The sequence below is a fragment of the Nitrincola schmidtii genome (assembly GCF_008973715.1).
In the GTDB taxonomy this organism is placed as follows: Bacteria; Pseudomonadota; Gammaproteobacteria; order Pseudomonadales; family Balneatricaceae; genus Nitrincola; species Nitrincola schmidtii.
Window position 1 is genome coordinate 33,447 of sequence record NZ_WBOL01000013.1, and the last position, 9,178, is coordinate 42,624.

At 41.0% G+C, this 9,178-nt stretch carries 4 protein-coding genes; 1 reads left to right on the forward strand and 3 read right to left on the reverse strand.

What is annotated here, in order from left to right; all coding sequences use genetic code 11:
- The first annotated feature begins 94 nt into the window (after positions 1-94).
- Positions 95-1,624 (forward strand): bifunctional GNAT family N-acetyltransferase/carbon-nitrogen hydrolase family protein, encoded by a 1,530-nt coding sequence (locus tag F7R24_RS11765; RefSeq protein ID WP_151671455.1) that lies wholly within the window; start codon positions 95-97, stop codon positions 1,622-1,624.
- 165 nt (positions 1,625-1,789) lie between these two features.
- Here the strand turns inward: F7R24_RS11765 and F7R24_RS11770 are convergent, their stop codons facing one another.
- From F7R24_RS11770 to F7R24_RS11780, 3 genes are all read right to left on the reverse strand, one after another.
- Positions 1,790-3,904: a sensor domain-containing protein gene (locus tag F7R24_RS11770; RefSeq protein WP_151671456.1), complete on the reverse strand. Its 2,115-nt coding sequence runs from the start codon at positions 3,902-3,904 to the stop codon at positions 1,790-1,792.
- Positions 3,905-3,951: 47 nt separating this feature from the next.
- Positions 3,952-7,278, reverse strand: a complete 3,327-nt coding sequence (locus tag F7R24_RS14935) for an EAL domain-containing protein (protein ID WP_206057538.1) — start codon at positions 7,276-7,278, stop codon at positions 3,952-3,954.
- Between the two features lie 70 nt (positions 7,279-7,348).
- The gene (locus tag F7R24_RS11780; protein ID WP_151671457.1) at positions 7,349-8,929 is read right to left on the reverse strand and encodes a methyl-accepting chemotaxis protein; all 1,581 of its coding nucleotides are present in this window, start codon (positions 8,927-8,929) and stop codon (positions 7,349-7,351) included.
- Positions 8,930-9,178: the final 249 nt, after the last annotated feature.

Here is a 9,178-nt window from a genome sequence, read left to right on the forward strand (position 1 = left end):
CATTTGAAGGCGACCAACTTACATTGCATCATTAAGTACTCAACGTACAATGGTTCATTACTGCACGTATTATTAAATACAAACTGGAGACTCAATGAGCTTAGATGAACCGCATCTTAATCTACGTAACCTAAATAAATCTGATTATCCTCAACTTAAAGTGTTAATGGATCATGTCTATAACGACATAGGTGGTGCATGGCCAGAGAAAACCATTAACCGCTTAATCGAAGATTTCCCTGATGGGCAAATCGTTATTGAAGATGACGATCAAATTGTAGCGGTGGTTCTTAGCGTTCTGGTTGACTACGCCATCTTCTCTGATCCGCATAAATACAGTGACTTAATTGATCGCTATGAAAGAGTTAAGCACAAGGCTGACGGTGATGCACTCTACGGATTGGATGCTCTGATCGAGCCTAAATATCGTGGACATCGTTTGGGCAGACGTCTCTACGAAGCCAGAAAAGAACTGTGCCGATCATTAAATCTTCGGGCTATTTTAGCCGGTGGACGTATTCCCGGTTACCACGAATATGCGGATCAATTAAAGCCGACAGAATACCTTGATCATGTTGCCCGCAAAGAGATTCATGATCCAATTTTATCTTTTCAGCTCTCTAATGACTTTTTAGTTAAGCGTTTGATGCGCGGATATCTTCCAGAGGATGATAATTCTAAGGGCTATGCAACGCTTTTAGAATGGAACAATATCCTTTATGAACCAGAGGATCGTGTTGTCAATGCCAAACCCACTCAGGTTCGTGTGGGTGCAGTTCAATGGCAAATGCGTGAATTTGAGTCGGTTGAAAGTGCACTTCAACAAGTTGAATACTTTGTTGATGCATTATCGGACTACCAAAGTGATTTTGCCGTTTTCCCTGAACTCTTCAACGCCCCTTTGATGGGACTGACAGAGCAAACCGACCCCAAAGCATATATCCGCTTTCTGGCAACATTTACTGAAACCTTCCGTACAGAACTTTTGCGAATGGCAGTCAGCTACAATATCAACATTATTGCGGGTTCGATGGTTGAGTTAGGTGATGATGAGCAACTTTACAATGTCGCCTACCTACTCAGAAGAGATGGTACTTTTGAACGCCAAGCAAAACTGCATATAACTCCTCAAGAACGCAGAGATTGGGTGATAAAGGGTGGAAATGAGCTAAATGTTTTTGACACCGACGCTGGACGTATCGGTATTTTAATTTGTTACGATGTTGAGTTTCCTGAACTAGGCCGTCTACTAGCCGATGATGATATGGATATCTTATTTGTCCCCTTCTGGACAGATACTAAGAACGGCTACTTACGCGTTCGTCATTGTGCACAAGCCAGAGCTGTTGAAAATGAATGCTATGTTGTTACCTGCGGAAGCGTAGGAAACTTACCATCCATTGAAAGTTTGGATATACAGTATGCTCAATCGGCCGTTTTCACACCATCAGATTTTGCCTTTCCACATGATGCGGTGTTGAACGAAACGACTCCCAATACCGAGATGATTTTCTTTTCGGATCTAGATCTATCTAGCTTGAAAGTACTAAGAAATGAAGGCTCGGTTACAAATCTCAAAGATCGTCGCTTGGATCTATTCTCTCTTAAAAGACGACGTAAATAGTTCTACATGGCTTTTCTAGTCAACTTCGATACGGTTTCTACCTAGCTCTTTAGCTTGAAATTTGCTACACCCGTTAAAGAATCTGTATGTGCTAAATAATAGTGGTATGAGTGACTATACATTTGTCATTTAGCATACCGAGGAATACCAAATTGGGTGTATGGTTTACCTTATCGATTCTGTATTTATTAATTTTTTAAATTCCAAACTATCAAGTGGTTTGTAAAACAAATAACCCTGCGCTTTAGTACAGCCTAGCTTTAGTAAATGAGACTGCTGCTCTATCGTTTCAACACCTTCGGCGATGACTTCAAGATTTAGACTTTCTGCCAATGTGATGACGGTTCTTACAATACTGGCAGCGACTTTATCATCAGTAAGGTCACTAACGAAAGCTCTGTCAATTTTTAGGGTAGTTAATGGAAGCTTCCTCAAGTAAGACAAACTTGAGTAGCCCGTTCCAAAATCATCAAGTGCTACTTTAAAGCCCGCTTCTCTGAGCTGTTTCAATGACTCGATGACCATCTCTTCTCTGGAAATCAATCCTGTTTCAGTCACTTCAAACTCAAATAAGCTGGGTTCTAAATCGTAATCATTCACATATTTCATTAAGTGCTTTGCAAAACCTGAACCTTCAAGTTCATACACTGATAGATTGATTGCCACGGGCAATATGGCTAGTCCAGATTGTTTAATTTCCGCTAAATGTCGGCACGTTTCCTCCATGACCCAACTGCCTAAATCAGCAATTAAGCCAGAACGTTCTGCGATCGGAATGAATACCGATGGAGAGATAAAGCCTTGTGTAGGATGATTCCATCTGACTAAAACCTCTGACGCAAACACCTCGCCTGTTTCTAAGTGAACCTTCGGTTGAAAATTCAGGCTGAGACCATTGGATGCAATGGCTTCTCTGAGTGCTTGCTCAAGCAACAATCTATCACGTGCTTGATGGCTCATATCAGAGTTGTAAAAGCAAAAAGTATTTCGGCCATCGCTCTTAGCTTGCTGCAATGCAATTCGTGCAAAGCGCAATAAGTCATCAACGTTAGTCGTATCATCTGGATAAAAAGCGATACCCAATGATGGATTCATATATAAGTTTTCATTATCTATTTGAAAAGGTAGCTGGAGTGATGACTTTAATTCAAAGATCAAACGACTAATATCTATCGCGTTTTTAATATCAGCAACCAACACACCAAACTCATCAGCAGCTAAACGCACTAATAGATTTTGATCACTCACTATGGGCTTTAATCGACTAGCAGCTTGTTGTATCAACCGATCGCAGAAAGCATGACCAAAGCTGTCATTAATCAGCTGAATTTCTCCTAGGTCTAACTTAATGACTGCGATTTTCTTATTACGATGGATATTGCTTTGAATACTAAATTTAAGTCGATCAATTAATTGGTTTCTATTCCCCAGCTCTGTCAAAGGATCATGATTAACTAAAAAATCAATTTGAGCTTCTCGCGCCCTCAGCTCAGATAGATCATGAAATACAGCAACATAATACTCTATTTCACCTTGTTTATTATTCAGGCAGTTAATCGACAACCATTGTAGATATGCACTCCCATCTTTCCTGCGATTCCAAATTTCTCCTTGCCAAGTACCTGTTTTATTGACTTGATTCCACAAAGCTTCATAGAAACTTGAGTCATGATGTTTTGATTGCAGAATCTTAGGGGTATTACCCATGACATCAGATGCTGAATAGCCCGTTATTTCACAAAAAGCACGGTTAACTTGCAAAATTCGAGAGAAGGCATCCGTTACAAAAATACCCTCAATGGTATTATCAAATACTCTTTTAGCCAGACGTTGCTGTATTTCCAGTGCGTTTTGTTCACGCAAATCTCTAGCAATCCCCGTAATCCATGCGACTTTTCCATGCTCATCCATGTGCGGTATAACGCTTAAGTTAACGGGAATAGATTGATTATTTAAGTCTTTAAACTCAATGTCACCTTTCCATGTTTCACGTTGTTGAATAATGGATGGGAAAACATGATCTTTTAAGAGTGCATAGACCTCAGCAGAGTGAAAGTCTTCCACGTAAAGCGGTTCAGATGCCAAATTATGATCTTGTGAGATAGCCAACAACTTTCGACCCGCATGATTGACAAAAAGTATGCGTTCATCAAGAGAAATGGTCGCTATCATTTCATTAGCGGCATCAATGATAGACGCCTGCTGACTGGACAAGTTAAAGTCATCCGTGCTTGGCGTCGATCTTGTTATTGCTTTTCGCCTATCAAGGTCATTTATCATTACACTATCCAACTATACGTAAACACGAGTATTAGAGGTCTTTTCTATTAATTGACCTGAGTCGCTATTGCTTCAAATAAGGTACAGGACATTTCCGGATGTTCTCTGTAATAGTTAAACAAATCATATTTACCTGTTTTAACACCAGCGGCGTTGAGCAAATATGATTTATCCAGACGATGAAACCCCATATACCAATCCATAAACAAACGCTGATCTATGTTTCCATTCATCAGTAGCGTTACATCGGTGTGCCTGGTGTCATGACAGATTTTTTGAAAAAGTTGATTAATAATGATCTCTTTTCCTTCCAGATATTGAATAAACGCACCATCAAGAAGAATCAAACGACCTGTCACACCCACTAATCTGTTTGAATAGGTAGCTTTTTCCGCAATTTGTTGGAATTGTTCTGTTTGAGCATCATCCACTGGTCGACTAATGTAAATCAAAAAACTGAGTGGACTACCCGCGATCTCAAGGCTGTTATGATGATCGGATAACAGTCTAAACACGGCGCTTTCATTCATAGGACGATGAAAATAAAACCCTTGAGTTAAATGAATGCCTAGTGCACTGATTAAATCACGTTGTAAGGATGTTTCTACGCCTTCAGCGACTAACTGCATATTGAGCGCCCTTCCCATTCGAGCAATAGCCGCCACCACTGCCTGACTGTCTGGGCGCTGTTCCAAATCAGTTATGAAAGCACGGTCAATTTTTAGTGTATGAGCGCGCAAATTCAGTAGTTGTGCAAGCGAGGAGAAACCCGTACCAAAATCATCAACGGCTAAACGAAAACCCATATCGACAAAGCGCTCTAGAATCGCTTTATTCGAGCTTAAATCAGCCATCAACGAGGTTTCGGTGATCTCTAGTAGGATATTAGAAGGATTTGCGGACGTTTTTTGGAGTATATCTTGAAAAGACTCAACCAATCGCACATCGCTCAACTGTCTTGTGGAAAGATTAACAGAGATATAAGGAGCGGTATCACCAAACACCTCTTCTAAACGACACTCGACCTCACAGGCTTTATGAAAAACCCATCGACCAATATCGATAATAATGTTGCTAGTTTCTGCAATCGGAATAAAAAGTGCTGGAGATATTTCTCCAAGAGAAGAGTTCCATCTTAGCAATACCTCAACACCCTTGACAGCACCACTATCACTTCCAACAATGGGCTGAAAATTTAAGTAAAACTCATCTTTTTCTATTGCATTGCGAAGCCCTAAAGAGATTTCTAAACGTAATGCCGTCTCATCTTGAACCAGTTGACTATAAAACTGCCAACTGTCTCTACCTTTATTTTTGGCGGTGTACATTGCTAAATCGGCATTACGAAGCATATCTTCAGCAGAGTGGGTACTACCATGACCAATCGCTACGCCAATACTTGCCGTAATTGTCAACTTCGCGTTTAGGTATGATACATCCTTGCGCAATGCTTCAATAATGCGGGTTGCGATGATTCCTGCCTGATCAACTCCTTCAAGTGCTTCACATAAAACAACAAACTCATCACCTGATAATCGTCCTACGGTATCTCCTGGACGAACCGTTGTGACTAAGCGCTTAGCCACTTCTTTTAACAGAAGATCCCCTGCTTCATGACCCTGTGTATCATTAATTTCTTTGAAACCATCCAAATCAATAAACAATACTGACAAATGTCCATTTTCACGCTTTGACCTATCCAAGGCATGTCTTAATCTATCCAAAATGAGTGACCGATTCGGAAGCCCTGTTAAGGGGTCGTGATAGGCGTTCCATGCCAACTCATCTTTTACTTTTTTAACTGCTGTCAGATCGACAATAGTTGCAACCAACACCCTTCCATGAGCACTTTCTGTTTTGGAAATAGAGGCATCCATCGGGAAGTAAGTACCGTCTTTACAGTAACCTGAAATTTCTGCCCGCTCAGACATTCGCATTTGATGAAGACTCCCTTCAACAAATCGTTTGAAATATTCTTCATGACGAGAACGAATGCTAGGTGGTACCAATTGATGCACTGAAAGACCAATCATTTCCTGATAGGCGTAACGAAAAAGCTCTGCAGCCCTTGGATTTGCTTCTGTGATGATGCCTAACTCGTTGGTGGCAATCACAGCCATATCTGCAACTGAAAGGATACTGATTGAGCTATCTACACTAGGCTGATTAGCTTGTTCCTGCTGATTGGAGCTAGTTGATAACACTGACTGATTGGATGCCACATTCAGTTTTCTATAAAACTGGTCTAGATAACGTGATGGAATTTGCGGTGAAATCGCTCCAAAGGTTTCAATAATTTCAAACGTTCCATCACCGCCACATTGCGATAAATAACTATTAACGCATGCATGATGGGTCGCAGCATCCATACTCACCAACCCCTGAGGAGCACTAATACAAACCGTTTGTAATGCTTTAATCAGTAACTCGGGATCAGTACTTTCAACTTTTCTAACGGCTTCAGCAAAGGCTTTAACGCAGGTATAAACGCCCTCACCAAAGTTCGTTAACACCCCATTACCCTCAGGCCAAATACCCTCTACTTGGGGCAATTGACTTAACTTCTTTAAGTAGTGTTTATTTGCAGCAGTATTAACCGACATAAAATACGTATTACTGGAGTATAAACCTTCCCTGACCTCTGGCTTTAGATATGAAACCAGTACTTCATCATAGTGCCCCATAACAACTGCCATGCGTTGCTTCAGACCACGCTCTGCGAAGCGATTAAGTAAGTTGATTTGGTCAACACCGGCAAAGTAAGGCACGAAAACGTCAGCACCAGAACGTTCTAGCCCATCTAACAACCAATCTATCTCAGAATTACTGACACCTAATGCAAGGTATTGCTCACCGACGACTTCACCATTCTGTTGATGCAATGAATTCATTGCAGCTTCTATGGATCCTCTTGGCCACTCATAATTATTGCCAGCAAAATACATTTTAGGACCAAAGTTTTTGGCCATATAAGGAATCATTTTGCATATTTGCTGGTTGGGAAGTGCTGCGAAACTGAAGAAGTATCGGCTTGCGATACTGCCTTCGTAAAACGAAAAATTAAGATAGGGAACCTGCCTACGTTCACTGACCTGATCAGCCACAGCAATTCGTGAATTGGACATTAAGTTGCCAATAATGACACAACACTGTTGATCGACAAGACGATGGGCAGCTGGCACTGCGGTTTCAGGTAAACTTCCATCATCCTCTATGACCAGTTCAACTTTTCTGCCGAGCAAACCTCCCGCTTGATTGATCTCATCGACAGCAATTTGAGCAGCCCAGCAGATCTCTTGACCATACATGTGTACCAAACCCGTCAAGGGAGGCATCAATCCAAGTCGGATAGGCTCATTGATCGCGTCAGACAAAACTAACTCCTAACTATGATAGGCATATCCGTTGCAGCACTGAATGTAATAAATCATCACCAAAAACTAACTACCTAGTTTTTTGCTTCGACCAAAATTGATCCGCCAACTCTGAAAACCCGGTCGCTAGTGAGAGAACATCATCACTGGTTGATGAACTCTTCGACACGGCATCCAAATTTTGTTCTGACATATCCCTAATCAACACAACACTTCGATTAATTTCATCTGCAACCGCACTTTGTTGCTCAACTGCTGCAGCAATTTGGGTACTCATATCATTAATATTTTCAATAGCAGCCCAAATGGCTTCTAAAGATGTTACAGCTTCACTCCCTTTAATGGCCGCCTCTTCCGTTTTTTCTTTTCCTAAATTCATCACATCAACAGCTTTTGTGGAGTTAGATTGCAGCTGTTCAATCATCACCCGAATTTCTTCCGTTGATGTTCTCGTTCTTGTTGCTAAAGATCTAACCTCATCAGCGACTACAGCAAATCCTCGGCCTGCATCACCAGCACGTGCAGCCTCTATCGCGGCATTTAACGCCAACAGGTTTGTTTGCTCAGCAATCGCATTAATCACATCCAATATTGTTGAGATTGAATTACTGCTGGCTTTAACTTCATCAATTACCTTAGCTGCTTGAATGATTTCATCTCGGAGTGCTTTAACAGAGGAAACCGTTTCTTCAACGACTCGTCTACCTTTACCTGTTTCTTTCTTTCCTTGCTCTGCAGAATACGCTGTACTTTGAGCGTTGCCAGCCACTTCTTGAATACTGGCAGACATTTCATTGATAGCAGCAGCAACCTGATCCGTTTCTGCATACTGCCTTTCAACACCTGCGCGAGACTGATTAACGGCAACACCTAGGCTAGTCGAACTATTCATCATCGTATTAGCCGAGTCAGCGATCCGACCTATAAGCCCAGCAGTTTCAGACTCCAAAGCCTTAAGCGCCAATAGCATTTGTCCAATATCGTCATTTCTACCGGTATAGACATAACACGCTACAGGGTTTTCCATCACAGCCTTAGATGCTTTGATCACTTTCTTGAGAGGGCTCAGCGTAACTAGCTGACCGATCAACGATAAAAGTACACCTGAAAAACCCAACACTAATTGATAGATCGGATCACTTAAGAAAAAAAGTGCAGTCATAAACGTCAATAAAGGAAGGATAAGCCAGAGGAGTGTTTTAGTGATGGTAGGAAGTTTCTTTTTTAACTGAATCGGTGACTTACCCGCCATCATTTTAGGATAAATTTGATTAGCACGCTCAATAAACGATCTGTCTGGTTTTCTTCGTATCGACTGATATTCGGCAACGACACCATTTTTTTTAATCGGTGTCACATACGCATCTACCCAGTAATGATTTCCATTTTTACATCGATTCTTCACCATACCCATCCATGAGTTACCCAACTTCACGGTAGACCAAAGATCATCGAATGCAGCGGGTGGCATATCCGGGTGTCTAACCATGTTATGGTTTTTGCCAAGCAACTCATCTTCCCTGAAACCACTTATATTTATAAAGTCGTCGTTGACATAAGTGATAGCGCCCTTGAGGTTTGTAGTTGATAGGATGTTGGCATTATCCGAATACCCCTCTTCAACTTGGGTGACAGGTAAGTTTTGTTTCATTTTAAGTAGGAAGCCCTTATTATTCTTGTCATCTACGTTGCACGTTATGACACATTAAGCTATATGCTTAGCGCATATTGTCTTAATTCCACATAAAAATAAAGAGATTTTCAACTCGGACAACTGTATCAATTAGTACTGTATAGCCATTCGAATACAGCCAAAGCGTTTGTAATTAATAGATAAAAATTATCAAGAAAATATTTATCGTAAGTTTTAAGTTTAAAACTGCATAAAACTAGGGCATCA

What these genes read in the sequence shown, in the direction of transcription:
- F7R24_RS11765 (WP_151671455.1), top strand. Translation starts at nt 95, where the DNA reads ATGAGCTTAGATGAACCGCATCTTAATCTACGTAACCTAAATAAATCT.
- F7R24_RS11770 (WP_151671456.1), bottom strand. Translation starts at nt 3,904, where the DNA reads ATGATAAATGACCTTGATAGGCGAAAAGCAATAACAAGATCGACGCCA.
- F7R24_RS11780 (WP_151671457.1), bottom strand. Translation starts at nt 8,929, where the DNA reads ATGAAACAAAACTTACCTGTCACCCAAGTTGAAGAGGGGTATTCGGAT.